The sequence below is a fragment of the Acidovorax bellezanensis genome (genome assembly GCF_025421555.1).
In the GTDB taxonomy this organism is placed as follows: Bacteria; Pseudomonadota; Gammaproteobacteria; order Burkholderiales; family Burkholderiaceae_C; genus Comamonas; species Comamonas bellezanensis.
Genome location: NZ_JAODYH010000004.1, coordinates 608,482 through 626,325 on the forward strand (window position 1 = coordinate 608,482; position 17,844 = coordinate 626,325).

Annotated in this window: 19 protein-coding genes; 12 read left to right on the forward strand and 7 right to left on the reverse strand. The window is 66.0% G+C overall.

Going from position 1 to position 17,844, the window contains the following annotated elements; genetic code table 11:
- Positions 1–5: 5 nt before the first annotated feature.
- Positions 6–569, reverse strand: coding sequence for a gluconokinase (locus N0K08_RS11000; protein WP_261500356.1), 564 nt, complete (start codon positions 567–569; stop codon positions 6–8).
- A 140-nt stretch (positions 570–709) separates the two neighbouring features.
- Here N0K08_RS11000 and gntR point away from each other — a divergent pair, with 140 nt between their 5' ends.
- The 7 genes from gntR to N0K08_RS11035 all read left to right on the forward strand — a co-directional run bounded on the left by gntR (position 710) and on the right by N0K08_RS11035 (position 8,262).
- Complete coding sequence (gene gntR / locus N0K08_RS11005; protein ID WP_261500357.1) at positions 710–1,738, forward strand: HTH-type transcriptional regulator GntR; 1,029 nt, start codon at positions 710–712, stop codon at positions 1,736–1,738.
- 242 nt (positions 1,739–1,980) lie between these two features.
- Entirely contained in the window at positions 1,981–2,325 is a 345-nt protein-coding gene (locus tag N0K08_RS11010) for a helix-turn-helix domain-containing protein (RefSeq protein ID WP_261500358.1), read from the forward strand.
- 67 nt (positions 2,326–2,392) lie between these two features.
- On the forward strand, positions 2,393–3,715 hold the full coding sequence (locus N0K08_RS11015) for a type II toxin-antitoxin system HipA family toxin (RefSeq protein WP_261500359.1): 1,323 nt from the start codon (positions 2,393–2,395) through the stop codon (positions 3,713–3,715).
- A 185-nt stretch (positions 3,716–3,900) separates the two neighbouring features.
- Positions 3,901–4,371: a (2Fe-2S)-binding protein gene (locus tag N0K08_RS11020; protein WP_261500362.1), complete on the forward strand. Its 471-nt coding sequence runs from the start codon at positions 3,901–3,903 to the stop codon at positions 4,369–4,371.
- Positions 4,372–6,663: a xanthine dehydrogenase family protein molybdopterin-binding subunit gene (locus N0K08_RS11025; protein WP_261500363.1), complete on the forward strand. Its 2,292-nt coding sequence runs from the start codon at positions 4,372–4,374 to the stop codon at positions 6,661–6,663.
- Between the two features lie 6 nt (positions 6,664–6,669).
- Positions 6,670–7,233 carry a nucleotidyltransferase family protein gene (locus N0K08_RS11030; RefSeq protein WP_261500365.1) on the forward strand — a complete coding sequence of 188 codons (564 nt, stop codon included), beginning with the start codon at positions 6,670–6,672 and terminating at the stop codon, positions 7,231–7,233.
- A gap of 15 nt (positions 7,234–7,248) precedes the next feature.
- Positions 7,249–8,262, forward strand: a complete 1,014-nt coding sequence (locus N0K08_RS11035) for an XdhC family protein (RefSeq protein WP_261500366.1) — start codon at positions 7,249–7,251, stop codon at positions 8,260–8,262.
- Here the strand turns inward: N0K08_RS11035 and N0K08_RS11040 are convergent.
- Positions 8,259–8,885 carry a LysE family translocator gene (locus N0K08_RS11040; protein WP_261500367.1) on the reverse strand — a complete coding sequence of 209 codons (627 nt, stop codon included), beginning with the start codon at positions 8,883–8,885 and terminating at the stop codon, positions 8,259–8,261. The two genes, N0K08_RS11035 and N0K08_RS11040, sit on opposite strands and share 4 nt — an antisense overlap.
- Before the next feature lie 111 nt (positions 8,886–8,996).
- On the opposite strand from N0K08_RS11040, the gene N0K08_RS11045 reads away from it, so the two are divergent.
- Positions 8,997–9,554, forward strand: a complete 558-nt coding sequence (locus N0K08_RS11045) for an AAA family ATPase (RefSeq protein ID WP_261500368.1) — start codon at positions 8,997–8,999, stop codon at positions 9,552–9,554.
- A 108-nt stretch (positions 9,555–9,662) separates the two neighbouring features.
- A complete protein-coding gene (locus N0K08_RS11050) occupies positions 9,663–9,869 on the forward strand; it encodes a dodecin (protein WP_261500369.1) in 207 nt (68 codons plus the stop codon).
- Positions 9,870–9,948: 79 nt separating this feature from the next.
- On the opposite strand, the gene N0K08_RS11055 is transcribed toward N0K08_RS11050, so the two are convergent.
- Entirely contained in the window at positions 9,949–10,716 is a 768-nt protein-coding gene (locus tag N0K08_RS11055; protein ID WP_261500370.1) for an SDR family NAD(P)-dependent oxidoreductase, read from the reverse strand.
- A 108-nt stretch (positions 10,717–10,824) separates the two neighbouring features.
- On the opposite strand from N0K08_RS11055, the gene N0K08_RS11060 reads away from it, so the two are divergent.
- On the forward strand, positions 10,825–11,742 hold the full coding sequence (locus N0K08_RS11060) for a LysR family transcriptional regulator (RefSeq protein WP_261500371.1): 918 nt from the start codon (positions 10,825–10,827) through the stop codon (positions 11,740–11,742).
- A 27-nt stretch (positions 11,743–11,769) separates the two neighbouring features.
- Here the strand turns inward: N0K08_RS11060 and N0K08_RS11065 are convergent, their stop codons facing one another.
- Both N0K08_RS11065 and N0K08_RS11070 read right to left on the reverse strand, forming a co-directional pair.
- Positions 11,770–12,762: a Bug family tripartite tricarboxylate transporter substrate binding protein gene (locus tag N0K08_RS11065; RefSeq protein ID WP_261500372.1), complete on the reverse strand. Its 993-nt coding sequence runs from the start codon at positions 12,760–12,762 to the stop codon at positions 11,770–11,772.
- Between the two features lie 33 nt (positions 12,763–12,795).
- Positions 12,796–14,001 carry a M20 aminoacylase family protein gene (locus tag N0K08_RS11070; protein ID WP_261500373.1) on the reverse strand — a complete coding sequence of 402 codons (1,206 nt, stop codon included), beginning with the start codon at positions 13,999–14,001 and terminating at the stop codon, positions 12,796–12,798.
- Positions 14,002–14,109: 108 nt separating this feature from the next.
- Here N0K08_RS11070 and N0K08_RS11075 point away from each other — a divergent pair, with 108 nt between their 5' ends.
- Entirely contained in the window at positions 14,110–15,081 is a 972-nt protein-coding gene (locus N0K08_RS11075; protein WP_261500374.1) for a LysR family transcriptional regulator, read from the forward strand.
- Positions 15,082–15,122: 41 nt separating this feature from the next.
- Here N0K08_RS11075 and N0K08_RS11080 read toward each other — a convergent pair whose 3' ends face one another.
- Positions 15,123–15,602 carry a VOC family protein gene (locus N0K08_RS11080; protein ID WP_261500376.1) on the reverse strand — a complete coding sequence of 160 codons (480 nt, stop codon included), beginning with the start codon at positions 15,600–15,602 and terminating at the stop codon, positions 15,123–15,125.
- A gap of 108 nt (positions 15,603–15,710) precedes the next feature.
- A complete protein-coding gene (locus tag N0K08_RS11085; RefSeq protein WP_261500377.1) occupies positions 15,711–16,727 on the reverse strand; it encodes a Bug family tripartite tricarboxylate transporter substrate binding protein in 1,017 nt (338 codons plus the stop codon).
- Positions 16,728–16,851: 124 nt separating this feature from the next.
- Here N0K08_RS11085 and N0K08_RS11090 point away from each other — a divergent pair, with 124 nt between their 5' ends.
- Entirely contained in the window at positions 16,852–17,832 is a 981-nt protein-coding gene (locus N0K08_RS11090) for a Bug family tripartite tricarboxylate transporter substrate binding protein (RefSeq protein ID WP_261500379.1), read from the forward strand.
- Positions 17,833–17,844: the final 12 nt, after the last annotated feature.

The following is a 17,844-nucleotide window of genomic DNA, read 5'->3' on the forward strand; positions in this document are numbered from 1 at the left end:
ACAGGTCATGGCTGGGCAGGAGCCAGCCAGGTATTCACACGGCGCACGATCTGCGCCAGCGCCAGCGTGGCGTCGACGCCGAGCACGCTGGCCTCGCCTTCGGGGCGCTCCAGCGTGGCGAACTGGTTGGCCACCAGATCGGGCGAGAAGAAATGCCCGGGCCGCGCCTGCACGCGCTGCAAGGCCGTGGCGTAGTCCAGATCGAGGAACACAAAGCCCAGAGCGCCCGGCGCCTGCGCCTGGCGCAGGCGGTCGCGGTACTTGCGCTTCAAGGCCGAGCAGGTCAGCACGATGCCCGCGCCCGGCCTGGCCGTGGCCAGGATGTCCGACAGGTGCGCCAGCCAGCTGCCGCGGTCCTCGTCGGTGAGGGCAATGCCGGCTTGCATCTTGCGCACGCTTTCGGCGGAGTGGTAGGTGTCGCCTTCGTGCAGCGTCCAGCCCAGCGATGCGGCCAGCATCTGCGCCACGCTGGACTTGCCACAGCCGGAAACGCCCATCACCACCAGGGCCTGGGGCGGCAGCGTGGGCGGCTCCGCGGGAGGGATTGAGGCTTGGATAGCGCTATCCATGATGGTCATAAAAAAACGAGGTCATGATTCCTCGTACAGAATAATTTGCGACGGATTATCGCGGGAAAATAGCCATGCTTTCAGGCTCGGATAGCGCTATCATAGATTTTTCATTTTCCCCCAGTCATCAGGACAAACCCTTGACAGAAGTACCGCGTCGTGCTCGCCGCTCCAGCGGCCGCACCACCCTCGCCGACGTCGCCCGACTCGCGGGCGTCAGTCCCATCACGGTCTCCCGCGCCTTGCGCAGCGAGCGCAGTGTCGACCCCCAGCTGGTGCAAAGAGTGCAGCTGGCCGTGGACGAATTGGGCTACGTGCCCGATCCCGCGGCACGCGCGCTGGCCTCGCAAAAAAGCACGCAAGTGCTGGTGCTGGTGCCGCTTTTGTCCAACACCTTGTTCGTCGACCTGCTCGAAGCCGTGCACCGCACGCTGTTTCCCGAAGGCTTCCAGCCGCTGATCGGCGTGACGCATTACGACAGCGCCGAGGAAGAACTGCTGCTGCGCACCTACCTGCCGCACCGCCCCGCCGGCCTGCTGGTCACGGGCTTCGACCGCAGCGAAACCGCGCGCCAGCTGATCGCCAAGAGCGGCGTGCCCTGCGTGCACCTGATGGAAACCAGCACGGCGCCGGGCGTGGCCTGCGTGGGCTTTTCGCAAACCGATGCCGGCGCGGCCATCACCCAGCACCTGCTGGACCGGGGCCGGCGGCGCATCGCTTTTTGCGGCGCCCAGCTCGATCCGCGCGTGCTGCAGCGCGCCGAAGGCTACCGCCGCTGCCTGCACGCGGCCGGCCTGTATGACCCGCGACTGGAAATGCTCAGCCCCGAGCGCTCGTCCATCGCCCTGGGCGCACGGCTGTTCGAGGAAATGCTGCAGCGCATGCCCGACATCGACGCCATCTTCTTTTGCAACGACGACATCGCCCAGGGCGGGCTGCTCGCCGCCCACCGCCTGGGCGTCGCCGTCCCGTCGCGCATCGCCGTGGCCGGTTTCAACGACCTGGCCGGCAGCGACCAGATGGTGCCCGCGCTCACCACCGTGCGCACCCCGCGCAGCGAAGTCGGCCGCGAAGGCGCGAACATGCTGCTGGGCATGATGCGCGACACGCCGCTGCCGGCCCGCTCGGTGCAACTGGGCTATGAGCTGGTGGTGCGCGGCAGCACCTGAGCCTTCGCCATCCCCGTCCTGCGTGGGCCGGGGCGTCTTGCCAGGACAGGATCCACACGCCCCGTCAAACACATATGCCAATAAAGTACGGAATTCAGTCTGTTAACTGGAAAAACATCAATAACAGACCAAATATCGCACTTTATTTTTGCATGCATATGAGAGAAATTGCACTCGTATAAAATACGAAAAAGCATACGTTATAGTTTCTTTCGAAGGTAACGCACCAAAAAGCATTGCTTATGCAGCAAACCAAAACGCCTGAAGATCTCGAGCTTGAGCTGGGTGAGCAACTGCGCCAGGAACGACTGCGGCAAAACATCACCATGGAAGATCTGTGTCTCAAGGCGGGGGTGTCCAAGCAGACCCTGCGTGCGCTGGAGACCGGTGCCGGCAGCAGGGTGATCTCCTTGATCCGTGTGATCGATGCCCTGGGGCACGGCCAATGGCTGACCACCTTCCGCCCGCCCGTGCGCATCAGCCCATTGCAGATTGCCCGCGGTGTGCCGTCCCGCCAGCGAGCGGCCCGCAGCGTTTACGCCAAACAAATGCGATTGAACAAGTTGGACGACAGCGAGCCGACCTGAGGCATCTGCCGCCGCAGCGCCCTGCGTTCGCGGCGGGGCGATCCATTGCAAGCAAAGGGAGGGAACCATGGCCACGCGCAAAAGTGCTTTCAAGCCCGTCCAAGCCGTAAGCGTCAATCTCTGGGGACTGGACGTGGGGGCGGTAGCGCTGGACCCCGACACCGGCTTCTACGCCTTTGAGTACGAGCCCAAATTCGTGCAGACGGGCATTGAATTGTCGCCGTTGCACATGCCGCTGGCCGATGCCAACGCGCCCTTTGTGTTCCCCACCTTGCCCGTGAACACCTACCAGCGCCTGCCTGCCATGCTGGCCGATGCGCTGCCGGACCGGTTCGGCAATGCACTGATCAACGCCTGGATGGCCGAGCGCGGTATCGCCCAGACGAATGTGACGGCATTGGATCGCCTGGCCTACATGGGCCGACGCTCCATGGGTGGCTTGACGTTCAAGCCCAGCCGAGGCCCGCAGAGCGCGGCCGCCACCGCCGTGCAAATGTCGCAACTGGTCGCCGAAGCACGTGCCGTGGTCAACGGCGATTTCGTCGACAGCGACCACGCCGGCGACCTGCTGCGCCAGATCATCCAGGTGGGCACTTCGGCTGGCGGTGCACGGGCCAAGGCCACCATCGCCTGGAACCGGCACACCCAGGACGTACGCACCGGCCAGTTTGAAATTCCCGCGGGGTATGAAGCCTGGTTGCTCAAGTTCGACGGCATCGGCCTGGACCACCAGCTGGGCCCGGGCAAGAACTATGGCCGCATCGAGTACGCCTACTCGCTGATGGCCCGCGCGGCCGGAGTGAGCATGTCCGACTGCAGCCTGCTGGAAGAAGGAGGCCGGGCACATTTCATGACCCAGCGCTTTGACCGGGACGACAACCGGCGCCACCACATGCAGACGCTGTGCGGCATGGCACACCTGGATTTCAACCAACAGGAGTCGCACAGCTACCACCAGCTGTTCCAGACCCTGCGCCAACTGCAGCTCGATGCGCCCTCTTTTGCCCAGACCCTGCGCCGCATGGTGTTCAACGTGCTGGCCGCCAACAACGATGATCACACCAAGAACTTCTCGTTCTTGCTCAAACAAGGCGGCCAGTGGGAATTGGCCCCTGCGTACGACGTGACCTATGCCTATGACCCGGACAATATATGGCTGCGCCAGCACCTGATGTCGGTCAACGGAAAATTCTCCCGGATCACGCGCGAGGATATCCGCCATGTAGCCAACGCCTACGGCTTGCTGGGGGTGTGCAACGCCATCGTGGAGGAATCCCAGGCGGCCATTGCCCGCTGGCCGGAGTTTGCCGAGAAAGCCGGCCTGCCCCGTGCCGTGCGCGACCAGATCGCGCTCACCCACAAGGAAATGGCCGCCTACCTGGGCGGCTGAGCGTCCTGTCCCGCGGCAGCGGCCGGCAAAGCCGACAGACGCCAAGGCCAGGGACAGCGCCGTTCCAGGCCATGAAACCGAATGTGTCCAGAGGATCACGCCTGGATGATTCGAAGAATAATGGGCTGTCCCCGGCGGGCCGCGCCTTGTGCCGCGTTTGTTTCACTCCACCCCAGGATTTCGCCATGACCCGATTGCAAATCAACGGCCTAGCCAAGGACATCAGCGTCCCCGACAACATGCCCCTGCTGTGGGTGCTGCGCGATGAACTGGGCATGACCGGCACCAAGTTCGGCTGCGGCATGGCACTGTGCGGCGCCTGCACGGTCCACGCGGATGGCGAGCCGATACGCGCCTGCGTCACGCCGGTCTCGGCGGTGGCCGGACAGGCGATCGCGACCATCGAAGCCATGGCCGCCGATCCCGTGGGCGCCGTCGTGCAGCTGGCCTGGGTCGAGAACAACGTGGCCCAGTGCGGCTACTGCCAGGCGGGCCAGATCATGACCGCCGTGAAACTGCTCAAGAGCACGCCCCGACCCACGGAACAACAGATAGACGACGCCATGAGCGGCAACATCTGCCGCTGCGGCACCTATCCGCGCATCCGCGCCGCCATCCAGCAGGCCGCAGGCCAGCTGGCTCAGGGAGGCAAATAAATGACGACCACGTCCCAACTCTCCCGGCGCGGCTTCCTGCAAGGCAGCTTGGGCGCGCTGACGCTGGCAGTGACGGCCCACGGCGTGGTCAGCGCCGCATGGGCTGCCGATGCGGCGCCCCAGAAGTACGGCGCCGAGAGCATGCCCGGCGGCACCGTCGACGACCCCTTGGCCTTTGTCAGCATCGCGGCCGACGGCAGCGTGACCATCGTCGCCCACCGCGCTGAAATGGGCACGGGCGTGCGCACCAGCCTGCCCATGGTCGTGGCCGACGAGATGGAAGCGCTCTGGGAACGGGTCAAGATCGTGCAGGCGCCGGCCGACGAGGCGCGCTATGGCAACCAGAACGTCGACGGCTCGCGCAGCGTGCGCCACTTCCTGCTGCCCATGCGGCGCGTGGGCGCGGCCGCCCGCCAGATGCTCGAAGCCGCCGCTGCCGCGCGCTGGGCGGTGCCCCTTGCCGAAGTCAAGGCCCGCCAGCACGAAGTGGTGCACCTGCCCAGCGGTCGCCGCCTGGGCTATGGCGAACTGGCTGCCGCCGCGGCCCAACTGTCCGTGCCCGCCAGCGCGGCCCTGCGCCTCAAGGACCGCGCCGACTTCCGCTACATCGGCAAGGACCGCGTGCGCCTGGTCGACCTCGAAGCCATAGGCCAGGGCCAGGCCACTTACGGCATGGACATGCACCTGCCCGGCATGGTCTACGCCGTGGTGGCGCGCCCGCCCGTGGTCGGCGGCAAGCTGCGGCGCGTGGACCAGGCCAAGGCGCTGGCCGTGCCCGGCGTGCTCAAGGTGGTGGAGATTCCCGGCTTCCAGGGCGCGCCGGGGTTCTTGCCGCTGGGGGGCGTGGCCGTGGTCGCGCGCAACACCTGGTCGGCCATGCAGGGCCGTGCCGCCCTGGAAATCGAATGGGACGACGGCCCCAACGCCGGCTACGACTCGGCGGCCTACCGCCAGACGCTGGAAACCGCCGCGCGCACGCCCGGCAAGCCGGTGCGCAACCAGGGCAATGCCGCGCAGGCCTGGGCCAAGGCGCCCAGATCCGCACGCTTTGCCGCCGACTACTACGTGCCCCACCTGGCCCATGCGTCCATGGAGCCGCCGGTGGCCACGGTGCGGATCCAGGGCGATAGTGCCGAAGTCTGGACCTCCATCCAGAACCCCGCGGCCGCGCAGGATGCCGTCGCCAAGCGCCTGCAATTCAAGCCCGAGAAGGTCAAGGTCAACGTGCTGCTGCTGGGCGGCGGCTTCGGCCGCAAGTCCAAGCCCGACTTCGTCGACGAGGCCGCCATCGTGGCCCAGGCCATGCCCGCGGGCACGCCGGTCAAGCTGGTCTGGACGCGCGAGGACGACATCCAGCACGACTACCTGCACACCGTGTCGGTCGAGCGGCTCGAAGCCGTGGTCGGGAAGAATGGGCAGGTGCAATCCTGGCTGCACCGCAGCGCCGCCCCCACCATTGCCTCGCTGTTCGCCGAAGGCGCCAAGGGGCAGCAGCTGTTCGAGTCCGCGATGTCGGCCATCAACATGCCTTACCGCATCCCCAACGTGCGTGTGGAAACTGCGGAAGTCGCGGCCCACGCGCGCATAGGCTGGTTCCGCTCCGTGGCGAATATCCCGCACGCCTTCGCGGCGCAGTGCTTCATTGCCGAACTCGCGCACCGCGCGGGCCGGGACCACCGGCAGTTCGCCCTCGATCTGATCGGGCCGGCGCGCAAGATCGACCCCGGCACCCTGGCCGACAGCTGGAACTACAGCGAATCGCCCACGCTCTACCCCTACGACACCGGCCGTTTGCGCGGCGTGATCGAGGCCGCGTGCCAAGGCGCGGGCTGGGGCCGTACCCTGCCCAAGGGCCACGGCCTGGGCCTGGCGTTCTGCTACAGCTTCATGAGCTATACGGCCACGGTGGTCGAAGTGGCCGTCGACGACAAGGGCGAAGTCAAGGTACTGGCCGTGGACATGGCCATGGACTGCGGCCCGCAGATCAACCCCGAACGCATCCGCGCCCAGATGGAAGGCGGCGCCGTGATGGGCCTGGGTCTGGCGCTGGCCAGCGAAATCACTTTCGCCAAGGGGCGCGTGCTGCAGAGCAACTTCCACGACTACGAAGTGCTGCGCCACAACGCCTCGCCGCGCCTGATCCGCACCCACCTGGTGAACGACAACCACGACCTGCCGCCAGGCGGCGTGGGCGAGCCGCCCGTGCCCCCCGTGGCGCCGGCGCTGTGCAATGCCATTTTCGCCGCCACGGGCAAGCGCGTGCGCAGCCTGCCCGTGCGCACGCTGGCCTGAAACCGTATGACGTACAACCCACCCATCGTGATCGTGCTGGCTGCCGGGCAAGGCAGCCGCTTCAGACAGTCCGGCGCAGGCACGCACAAGCTCGATGCATTGCTGGGCGGCATGCCGGTGCTCGAGCATGTGCTGCGCGCCGTGGCCGCGTCCGGGCTGCCCTGCCATGTGGTGCGCCCCGAGGAGGGCGCGGGCTTAGGCATGGGCGACTCCATTGCGCGCGGCGTACGCGCCACGGCGGATGCCGGGGGATGGCTCATCCTGCCTGGCGACCTGCCGCTGGTACGCCCGCACAGCCTGCTGCAGGTGGCGCAAAGCCTGGCGGCGCATCCCGTGGTGCAACCCTTCTGGAACGGCCAGGCAGGCCACCCGGTCGGCTTCAGTGCGCAGTGCTTCGCGGCGCTGTCCACGCTGGAGGGCGAGCTGGGCGCGGCGGCCATCGTGCGTGCGCACCGCGCCGCGGGCACGGTGCATGCGCTACCGCTGGACGACAGCGGCATCGTGACCGACATCGACACGCTGGCCGACCTGGCGCGCGCCCAAGCCCTGCTCGCCGCACGCCCGACGTGACAAGGAGCGTCCCGCATGGAAAGCCTTGATCTGCGCGTACTGCGCACGGCCCGCGACTGGTGCGCGGCGAGGGATCGCGTGCTGCTGGTCACGGTGGCGACCACCTGGGGCTCTTCGCCCCGCCCTGTGGGCTCCATGATGGTGCTGCACGAGGACGGGCGCTGCGCGGGCTCGGTCTCCGGCGGCTGTGTCGAGGACGACCTGATGGCCCGCTACACCCGTGCCCACGGCGCTGCGGGCATTGCGCAGTCCACGCCCCAGGTCGTGCGCTACGGCGTGAGCGCCGACGAAGCCCACCGCTTCGGCCTGCCCTGCGGCGGCACGCTGCAGCTGCTGCTGGAGTTCAACCCGGACCTGGCCGCGCTGCAGGCCCTGGTGGTGCAACTCGAAGCCGGGCAGCTGGTGCGGCGCAGCGTGGATTGCGCCAGCGGCGCCGTGACGCTGCACAGCATTCAAACGCCCGCGCCTTTGCACTTCGACGGCGCCACCCTGGCCTGCACCCTGGGGCCGCAGTACCGCATGCTGCTGATTGGCGCCTCTGCGCTGGCCGAATACGTCGCCACCATGGCCTTGTTCAACGACTTTGCGGTGACGGTCTGCGACCCGCGCAGCGAATACCTGGCCACCTGGTCCGTGGCGGGCGTGCAGACCAGCACCGAAATGCCCGACGACGCGGTGCACAGCCTGCATCCCGATGCGCGCACCTGCATCGTGGCCCTGAGCCACGACCCCAAGCTCGACGACCTGGCGCTGCTGGAGGCACTGCACAGCCCCGCCTTCTATGTGGGCGCCATAGGCTCGCGCCGCAACACCGACAACCGCCGGCAGCGGCTGATCGCGCATTTCGATGCAAGCGAAGCCTCGCTCGCCCGCCTGCACGCGCCCGTCGGCCTCTACATTGCCAGCAAGACTCCGGCCGAAATCGCCGTCAGCGTGATGGCCGAAATCCTGGCCGTCAAGAACGGCGTGCGCCTGCCCGGCGCGCTGTCCGTGGCGCACGGCAAGGCGCAGCAGGAAAACACGTTCTAGGCCCGGCGCGACAGCAGCAAGCCCGCGGCCGCGCCCGCCAGCAAGCCCGCGCATCCCCGGTTGAACATGCGCCTGGCCCGAGGCTTGCCCAGCAGGGATTGCATGTGCACGCCCATATAGGCGTACAGCGCAATCGCCAGGCACTCCAGCAGCAAGAACAATGCGCCCAACAGCGTGAACTGGCCTGCCGCAGGCAGCTGCGCATTGACGAACTGCGGCAAAAAGGCCGTGAAGATCAGAATCGCCTTGGGGTTGCCCGCCGCCACGAGAAACTCCTGCCGGGCCAGTTCCAGGCGGCTCTTGCATGGGGCGGCCACGGGCGCATCGCCGTCGCCAGCCACAGGCGCGCGCCAAAGATTGACCGCCAGGAACAGCAGATAGGCCGCGCCGGCGAACTTGATCAGCGCAAACACGGTTTCGGACGCCTGCAGCACCACGGCCAGCCCCGCCGAAGCCAGCGCCAGCATGCCGACAAACGCCAGCAGACGCCCTATGGCGCCAGCGCAGGCATGGCGAAAGCCATAGCGCGCCGCATTGCTGACCGACAACAGGTTGTTGGGGCCGGGCGCCATGTTGAGCGCAAAACAGGCGGGCACAAAGAGCAGCAGGGTGGAGGTGTCCATGGGTGCGGAAAATTCTACCTTGCTGCCACGGATGGCTGCCATGGCGTGCACGGGCCGTGCCGCGCCGTTCGCCACGGTACAGTGCGATGCATTGAATTGGGGGCCCCAAAAATGCGCATTCACATCACCGGTGCCGCCGGATCCGGCACGTCCACGCTGGGCAAGGCCCTCGCGGCGCAGCTGGGCGCGCGCTTTCAGGAAGGCGATGACCTCTTCTGGCTGCCTTCCGACCCACCCTATCAGACCACGCGCCCGGTGGAGGAACGGCGCACCCTGCTCCTGGCACAGTTCCAGCGCAGTCCGCAACTGGTGGTATCGGGCTCGGTCAACGCCTGGGGGGCCGAAGTCGAAGATGCTTTTGACGGCATCGTCTTTCTCTACGTCGATACCGCCTTGCGCCTGGCACGCCTGCGTGAGCGCGAGCTGCGGCTCTACGGCAAGGCCGACCCGGAGTTTCTGGAATGGGCCGCGCAGTACGACGCCGGCCCGCCCGAAGGCCGCAGCCTGGCCAGGCAACGCGCCTGGCTGGCGGCGCGCAAATGCCCGGTTCTTTGCCTGGAAGGGGATTTGTCCACGCAGCAGCGGCTGGAGCAGGTCGGGCGGTGGATGGAGGGCATTGTCTGTCGCGAAAACGGCCATGCCGGGGCGACCCGGGCAGGCGGCGACTGAGACCGGTTGCTCCTGGCGGTCGGCATCCCCAGGTCAGGAGTTTGTGTTCGCCGCGCAAAGCGCATAAGCTTTTGCCGGACAGCCACATCCAACTTTGGGAGTCATGCCATGAGCAACCATGTCTACAAGCTGCTTGAACTGACCGGTTCTTCCAGTGTCAGCATCGAAGAGGCCGTGAGCACCGCCATCGCCAAGGCGCATGAGACGGTACGCAACATCCAGTGGTTCACCGTCACCGAGACGCGCGGCCATGTGGTCGATGGCAAGGTGGCGCACTGGCAGGTGGCCCTGAAGATTGGATTCACGCTGGAATAGCCCTATCCCGAAAAGGGATCGGGATCAGGTTTCGCCCACGGGTGTTGCGCAGCCGGCGCGGGGCTTGCCCCCGCCGCTCTCAAAGCACCATCCCGCCCGACACTTCAATCCGCTGGCCCGTGACCCAGTGGTTGCCTTCGGCCAGCAGCGCCGCCACCGCGCCGCCCACGTCGTCGGGCAGGCCTACGCGCCCCTGGGCCGTCAGGCCGCTGATGTGGGCATTCACCTGGGCGTTGTCGCGCGCCGCACCGCCGCCGAAGTCGGTCTCGATCGCCCCGGGCGCGATGGTGTTGACGCTGATGCCGCGCGGGCCCAGCTCCTTGGCCAGGTAGCGCGTCAGCACTTCGATGCCGCCTTTCATCACGGCGTAGGCGGCGTAGCCCGGCAAGCTGAAACGGGCCAGGCCGGAAGAAGTGTTGACGATGCGGCCGCCGTCGCGGATCAAGGGCAGCAGTTTTTGCGTCAGGAAGAACGTGCCCTTGAGGTGAATATTGGCCAGCAGATCGAACTGTTCCTCGGTGGTTTCGGCAAACGGCGCCATGGTGCCCACGCCCGCGTTGTTCACCAGATAGTCGAACTGCGCGCGTTGCCAGGTGTCGGCCAGCGCGCTTTTGACGCTTTGCGCGAAGGCCGCGAAGCTCTTGCTGTCGGCCACGTCCAGGCGCAGCGCCACACCGCGGCTGCCCAGGGCTTCGATCTCGCGCACGACTTCCTGCGCCTGGGCCGCATTGTCCTTGTAGGTGATGATCAGGTGCACGCCTTGCCGGGCCAGATGCAGGGCTTCGCTGCGGCCCAGACCACGGCTTGCGCCGGTCACCAAGGCGATGCGGGGGGAGGATGCGTTCATGGAAGTCTCGCTGAAAGTGGAAGGAAGATTGGACTTTAGGCGTTCACAGGAAAGAGATAAACCGCCAAAACGTGCCCAGACTGTTCTCTAAAAAAATACAATCTGGCGATGGATCTCAACGCCCTGCGCATCTTTTGCCGCGTCGCCGAACGCGCGAGCTTCACCCTGGCCGCGCAGCAGCTGGGGCTGACCAAGGGCCGCGTTTCCACCGCCGTGCAGCAGTTGGAGTTGCAGCTGGGCACGCGCCTGCTGCAGCGCACCACTCGCCAGGTGCGGCTGACGGCCGATGGCGAGCAGTTCCTCGCGCGCTGTAAGGAGCTGATCGCCGACGCCGAACAGCTGCAAGCCATGTTCCAGCCGGCGGCCAGCGGCTTGCGCGGCAGCTTGCGCGTCGACCTGCCCAACGCCCTGGCCCGGGATGTGATCATTCCCAGGCTGCCGGAATTCCTCGCGGCCCATCCCTTGCTGGAAGTGGGCATCAGCACCAGCGACCACCGCGTGGACCTGGTGCACCAGGGCTTTGACTGCGTGCTGCGCATAGGCCCGCTGGCCGATACCGAGCTGATCGCCCGCCCCCTGGGCCTGCTGCCCATGTGCAATCTGGCCAGCCCGGCCTACCTGGCCACGCACGGCACGCCCCGCAGCCTGGCCGAGCTGTCACAGCACCGCATCATTCACTACGCCAGCCAGCTCGGCCTGCAGGGCGCGGGCTGGGAATACCAGGCAGGCACAGCGACGGTGCTCCACCCCATGCGCTGCGCGCTCGTGGTCAATGGCACGGATGCCTACCAGGCGGCCTGCGTGGCGGGACTGGGCCTGATCCAGGCGCCCCGATATGGCGCGCAGGCGCTGCTGGACCTGGGCCTGCTGGTCGCCGTCCTGCCCGAGTTCTGCGCGCCGCCCATGCCCGTGTCCCTGCTGTACCCGCACCGCCGGCAGATCGCGCCACGCGTGACAGCGCTGCTGAACTGGCTCGGCCAGGTGGTGGCGCCGCATCTGGACCCCATGGAGCCGCCAGTGCGCTGACGCCTTGGCTCCCACGCGAAAAACACCTCAGTCCTTGAAATCCGCGAACCGCACCAACTCTGCATATTTTTTCTGCTCCACCTGCATGGTCTGGCGCAGATCTTCACTGCCGCCTGCGGGCACCGTACCGGCCGCTGCCAGGCGTTTGCGCAATGGGGCGTCCTGCAAGCCCTGCTGGAGTGCTGCGCTCAGCTTTTGCTGAATGTCGGCGGGCAGATTGCGCGGTGCCATCAGCGCGAACCAGCCGTTGAGTTCAAAGTCCTTGAGTGCGGCGTTCTCGGCCAGTGCAGGGACAAGAGGCAATGCCGTGAAACGCGTGGCCGAAGTGACGCCCAGGGCGGTAATGCGCCCGCTCTGGATGAAGGGTGCGGCGGCGGTGGGCGAGACCATGGCGAAGTCCAACGTTCCTCCCGCCAGATCGCTCAGCAGCGGCGCAGTACCGCGATAGGGTATGTGGGGCATTTTCAGGTTGGCGCGCTGCTTGAGCATTTCCCCCGCAAAGTGCAGCGTGGACCCTACGCCCGAGCTGCCGTAGCTGTATTTGCCTGGGTTGGCCTTGATCAGCGCAATGAACTCATCGGTGGCCTTGACCTTGATATGCGGCCCTGCGACCCAGACCAGCGGTGATGTCGCCACCAGTCCGATCGGCGTCAAGTCCTTGAGCGGGTCATACTTCTGTGCCGGGTTGACAAGCTTGGTGGCCGCCAGCTCATTGCTGGACCCCAGCAGCAAGGTGTAGCCATCCGCGGCCGCGCCCACCACGCGCTGGGCCCCCACTACGCCCGCGGCGCCGGGCACATTGTCGATGACGACCGTGGCATGCAGGTACTTGGCCAGCATATCGCCGGCGATACGGCCCGCCGTGTCCACGGCGCCACCGGGTGCGTAGCCCACCACCACGCGTATGGGCTTGGCGGGATAGGCCGTTTGCGCAACAGCACCCGGGCTGTGCACACCGATGGCAATGCCTATGGCGGCGATGGGCCCGCTCCAGGAAAATTTGAACGCAAGGTATTTCATCTGCTTTGCTCCTAGGATGTGCGCATCTGGATCTCAGTGCTGTGTGGGCAAAAAGCGGCGGGCCAACTGCACCCAGTAGCTGGCCGCGATGGGCAGGATGGCGTCGTTGAAGTCATAACCTGGGTTGTGCACCATGCAGCCGCCTGTTGCATGGTGATCGCCCGTGCCGTTGCCCACGATGAGGTAGCTTCCCGGGCATTGCTCGAGCATGAAAGAGAAGTCCTCGCTGCCGGTGAGTGGTTGCAGATCGCTCATCAGGTTCTGCTCGCCGACCAGGCCTTGCGCGACCTCCCGGGCAAAGCGTGTGGCTTGCACATCGTTGACCAGGGCGGGATAGCGCCAGAGGTATTCCACTTCGGCGCTGACTCCCATGGTTTCCGCCTGGCTTCTGATCACGGCCGTGATGCGCTCCCTGAGCAAAGCGCGGATTTCCGGCCGGTAGGCCCGCACGGTCAAGCGCATTTGCACGCTGTCGGGAATGACATTCGGGGCATCGCCGCCCACGATGGAGCCGACGGAAATAACGGCCATCTCACGCGGGTCCACATTGCGCGAAACAATGGTTTGCAATGCCACGATGATGTGGGCCGCCGCCACCACAGGGTCTGCCGCCAGATGGGGCGATGCACCGTGACCGCCCCGCCCCTGTACGGTCACGATGACGGAATCGGACGAGGCCATGAAGGCCCCTTCCATGAAGCCGAACATGCCCGCCGTGAAGCCTGGCATGTTGTGGAACGCAAAAACCGCATCGCAAGGAAAGCGCTCGAAAAGGCCGTCGGCGATCATTTTTCTGGCGCCGCCCAGCCCTTCTTCCGCAGGTTGAAAAATCAGGTGCACCGTGCCATCGAAGCACCGCTCCCGGGCAAGGCAGCGGGCAGCCGCCAACAAGGTGGCGGTATGGCCGTCATGACCACAGGCATGCATCCTCCCTGCATGGGTGCTTGCATAGGGCAGCCCCGTGGTTTCCTCGATCGGCAAGGCATCCATGTCGGCGCGAATGCCCAGCGTCTTTGCGCCGGCTCCCAGCTTGAGCGTGCCCACCACGCCCGTTCCGCCCAGACCGCGGTCCACCGCATACCCCCACTCGGCCAACTTCCGGGCGACCAGATCACTGGTTTGGAATTCTTGGTACGCCAGCTCCGGGTGGGCGTGGAGGTGGTGGCGCAGCGCCACCATTTCCGGGCTATCGGCCAGCACACCGGGAAGGACTTTTTCTTGCAGGGCAACAGGTTTCATGATTGAGGTGAAGGTGAAGAGGCGACTTGCTTGACTTCAGTCTAGAAGTTGAACGGCAGCACTGAAAGAAAGGCATTACCTTCCATTGACAGGCATTACCATCCACCCATGAAGCAACACCAACTGCGCTATCTGGCCCTGTTTGCGCAAGAGGGCAGCGTGCGCGCCACGGCGCGAGAAGCCGGCGTCAGTGCGGCCTCCGTGACCCAGGGTTTGAGGGAGCTGGAGCAAGATGCGCAGTTGGCCTTGTTTGATCGGCAGGGCGGCCATATCCAGCTATCGAGCGCAGGTTTGCAGCTCTTGCCATATGCCCAGCGCATCAGTGCCTTGCTGCAGCAGGCCGAGGCCACGGCGGCACGCTTGAGAAACTTTGAAGCGCCGCAAAAGCTGTCGATTGGCGTCACGCCCTGGGTGGCTCAAACGCTGCTGTCACAAGTCGTCCCCTTGTTCCGCCAGCAAATGCCCCATGTGCAACTGGAATTGTTTGACGGCTTGTCCGCCCTCGCCTATCCGCGCTTGCGCGAAGGCAGTCTGGACTTGCTGATCGGCCGCCTGGCCCAGGGCGATGCCATGCATGGGCTGGAGGCAACGCCTTTGTTCCGCTATGAAATGACGGTTGTCGCCCGCAAAGACCATCCGCAATGCCAGGCGCAGTCGCTGAGCGAGCTGTTGAACAACGACTGGATCGTGAACTACACCCCCCAGGAACGCGGCAGCTTCATGGCCAACCTGTTTGGCCAACACGGACTGCCGGAGCCGGTGCAGCAGGTCCATCTGGCACATTCGCCGACCTTGATGCTGACACTGGTGCAGCAAACCGATATGTTGAGTTTCTGTCCCTGGCCGCTGGTGGAAACCATGGAACTTCGGGACAAGATCATCGCCGTACAGCTAAGAGAGAGATTCCGGCCCAACACCGTGGGGTTCATCCGGCGGGCGCAAGAAGCGCTCAATCCTGCGGCGCACCAGTTCAAGGAAACGTTTGAACTGGTGGTGCGCAAATGGCAGGACACGGAAGACTTGCGCCTGCGCCGTGTTCTGCATTCGGTCGATCTTCTGGCGGCTGAAAAGCCTGTGTAACGCGCCAGGGCAGCCTGCATCCAGGCCTTGCTCCCCCGGCCTCAGCCCCGGCGCGCGGCCTCGATGGCCGCAATGTCGATCTTGGTCATGGTCATCATCGCCATGAAAGCGCGCTGGGCCACGGCGGGATCGGGGTCGGTGACGGCCGCTATGAGCACGCGCGGCGAGATCTGCCAGGACAGGCCCCAGCGGTCCTTGCACCAGCCGCAAGCGCTTTCCTGGCCGCCGTTGGCGACGATGGCATGCCACAGGCGGTCGGTTTCTTCCTGGTCGTCGGTGGCGATCTGGAAAGAGAAAGCTTCGCTGTGCGGAAAGACCGGGCCGCCGTTGAGGCCCAGGCAGGGGATGCCGGCGACAGTGAACTCCACGGTGAGCACATCGCCCTTCTTGCCGCCGGGATAGTCACCCGGCGCGCGGTGCACGGCTTTGACCGCGCTGTCGGGAAAAGTCGCCGCATAGAAGTTCGCGGCGTCTTCGGCCGTGCCGTCGAACCACAGACAAATCGTGTTCTTGCTAGGCATTGCGTGTCTCCTGAAAGTGGGTGCGCCGACGTCCAGCGCCGGCGCTTCCATCATCCACAGCCGCAGCACCAGGTCTGTCGGACAAGGCCCAAGCCGCGGCCTGCCCCCTCAATCAGGCTTGATCTGCGCGCGGGCGATCACTTTCTTCCAGCGGTCCTGCTCGGCGGCGATGAACTGCGCGAACTGCGCCGGGGTGCTGCCCACGGCTTCGGCCGCGTCGCCCGTGAGGCGGCGCATGGCATCGGGTGCCTTGACGGCCTTCATGGTTTCGGCAGACAGCTTCTCGATATGGGCGGGCGACACATTGGCCGGCGCCAGCATGCCGTACCACTGGGTCATCTCGAAGCCCGGAAAGCCCTGCTCGGCCACGGTGGGCACGTCCGGCAGCTGCGGCAGTCGCTGGGCCGAGCCGGTGGCGATGCAGCGCACCTTGCCCGATTTGATGAAGGGAATGATGGCCGCGGCGCCGATGGCCGACGCATCGACGCGACCGGACATCAAATCGGTCAGCATGGGGCCCGTGCCGCGGTAGGGCACGTGCAGCATGAAGACATTCGACGACATCTTCAGGTACTCGAAGGCCAGATGGCCGGCGCTGCCATTGCCGGCCGAGCCATAGCTGAGGCGGCCCGGCTTGCTCTTGGCATAGGCGATGAACTCGCGCAGGTTCTTGGCCGGCACGTCGGGGTGCACCACATACAGGCTGGGCACCTTGGCCAGCAGGCTCACGGGCTGGAAGTCCTTGAGCGCCCAGGGCAGCTTGTCGAAGATGTAAGGGTTGACGGCCAGCGTGCCGATGTGGCCCAGGATCAGCGTGTGCTGGTCTTCGGCGCGCGCGGCTTCGGACATGGCGATGTTGCCCGCAGCGCCGGGCTTGTTGTCCACGAAGACGCTTTGACCCAAGGTCTTGGACAGTTCGACCGCCGTGGAACGGGCGACGATTTCCGAGCTGCCGCCGGGCGCGAAAGGCACGATGAAGCGCACGGATTTCGACGGCCACGCGGCCTGGGCCGAAGCCGCGCCGGGCAGCAGGCCCGACAAGGCCAGGGCGCCGCCAGCGGACAGCAGTTGGCGGCGTGTGGCAACGGTCGCCAGCGCCGAAGGATTCGCTGCGGATGTATGCATTCTTGTCTCCGATATTCTGAGGAAGACGCCATGCTGCCTGCGCCGGGCTTTCAGGAGGCTTTCACGTCAAATCTGTTTACCCTAGGTCGTGCGTGGCACGGCAAGCTGTGTATATGCTCGGCGCATGAAATACCGGATTCTTTTTGCACTGCTGGCTGGGGCGGCAGGCCTGTGCAGCGCCGCGGCCGGCCCCTTGGAGCAGACCGAATGCATTGCGCCGGCCAAGCCCGGCGGCGGCTTCGATCTGAGCTGCAAGCTGGCGCAAACCGGTCTGCTGCAAGGCAAGTTCATTGCCCAGCCCATGCGCGTGCGCTACCTGCCCGGCGGCATCGGTGCGCTGGCCTACCGCACGGTAGTCGCCCAGCACCCCGACCAGGCCAACGCCATCATCGCCTTCTCCGGCGGCTCGCTGCTGAACCTGGCCCAGGGCAAGTTCGGGCGCTATACCGAGAACGACGTGCGCTGGCTGGCGGCCATCGCCACGGACTACGGTGCGGTGGTGGTGGCGGAAAACTCCCCCTACCGCACGCTGGCCGACGTGATGCAAGCCATGAAGACCGACCCGGCCAAGGTTGTGCTGGGCGCGGGCGGCACCATCGGCAGCCAGGACTGGATGAAAGCCGCGCTGCTGGCCCGTGCCGCGGGCGCCAGTCCCAAACGCATGCGCTTTGTGGCTTTCGAAGGCGGGGGCGAAGCCCTGCGGGCCTTGCAAGGCGGCCACATCCAGGTCTTCACCGGCGACGTCGCGGAAACCCGCCAGCAGGTCCAGGCCGGCGCCAAGCTGCGCATACTGGCCGTGATGTCCGACAAGCGCCTGCCGGGCGACCTGGCCCAGGTGCCCACGGCCAGGGAAGCCGGCGCGCCCCTGGAGTGGCCCATCGTGCGCGGCTTTTATCTGGGGCCTAAAGTCTCGGACGCCGACTATGCGGCCTGGAGCGAGGCCTTCGCCAGCATGCTGGCCACGCCGGCCTACCAGCAGCTGCGCACCGAGCGCGGCCTGTTTCCCATGGCCCTGGTCGGCAAGCAGCTCGACAGCTATGTCCACCAGCAGGTGGCGCAATACCGCCTGCTGGTGCAGGAGTTCGGCCTGCAGGTCGCGAAATAGACCGGCCGGCCG

Coding starts and splice junctions, on each gene's coding strand:
- N0K08_RS11000 (WP_261500356.1), bottom strand. CDS start 569: ATGGATAGCGCTATCCAAGCCTCAATCCCTCCCGCGGAGCCGCCCACG.
- N0K08_RS11010 (WP_261500358.1), top strand. CDS start 1,981: ATGCAGCAAACCAAAACGCCTGAAGATCTCGAGCTTGAGCTGGGTGAG.
- N0K08_RS11015 (WP_261500359.1), top strand. CDS start 2,393: ATGGCCACGCGCAAAAGTGCTTTCAAGCCCGTCCAAGCCGTAAGCGTC.
- N0K08_RS11020 (WP_261500362.1), top strand. CDS start 3,901: ATGACCCGATTGCAAATCAACGGCCTAGCCAAGGACATCAGCGTCCCC.
- N0K08_RS11025 (WP_261500363.1), top strand. CDS start 4,372: ATGACGACCACGTCCCAACTCTCCCGGCGCGGCTTCCTGCAAGGCAGC.
- N0K08_RS11030 (WP_261500365.1), top strand. CDS start 6,670: ATGACGTACAACCCACCCATCGTGATCGTGCTGGCTGCCGGGCAAGGC.
- N0K08_RS11035 (WP_261500366.1), top strand. CDS start 7,249: ATGGAAAGCCTTGATCTGCGCGTACTGCGCACGGCCCGCGACTGGTGC.
- N0K08_RS11040 (WP_261500367.1), bottom strand. CDS start 8,885: ATGGACACCTCCACCCTGCTGCTCTTTGTGCCCGCCTGTTTTGCGCTC.
- N0K08_RS11045 (WP_261500368.1), top strand. CDS start 8,997: ATGCGCATTCACATCACCGGTGCCGCCGGATCCGGCACGTCCACGCTG.
- N0K08_RS11050 (WP_261500369.1), top strand. CDS start 9,663: ATGAGCAACCATGTCTACAAGCTGCTTGAACTGACCGGTTCTTCCAGT.
- N0K08_RS11055 (WP_261500370.1), bottom strand. CDS start 10,716: ATGAACGCATCCTCCCCCCGCATCGCCTTGGTGACCGGCGCAAGCCGT.
- N0K08_RS11060 (WP_261500371.1), top strand. CDS start 10,825: ATGGATCTCAACGCCCTGCGCATCTTTTGCCGCGTCGCCGAACGCGCG.
- N0K08_RS11065 (WP_261500372.1), bottom strand. CDS start 12,762: ATGAAATACCTTGCGTTCAAATTTTCCTGGAGCGGGCCCATCGCCGCC.
- N0K08_RS11070 (WP_261500373.1), bottom strand. CDS start 14,001: ATGAAACCTGTTGCCCTGCAAGAAAAAGTCCTTCCCGGTGTGCTGGCC.
- N0K08_RS11075 (WP_261500374.1), top strand. CDS start 14,110: ATGAAGCAACACCAACTGCGCTATCTGGCCCTGTTTGCGCAAGAGGGC.
- N0K08_RS11080 (WP_261500376.1), bottom strand. CDS start 15,602: ATGCCTAGCAAGAACACGATTTGTCTGTGGTTCGACGGCACGGCCGAA.
- N0K08_RS11085 (WP_261500377.1), bottom strand. CDS start 16,727: ATGCATACATCCGCAGCGAATCCTTCGGCGCTGGCGACCGTTGCCACA.
- N0K08_RS11090 (WP_261500379.1), top strand. CDS start 16,852: ATGAAATACCGGATTCTTTTTGCACTGCTGGCTGGGGCGGCAGGCCTG.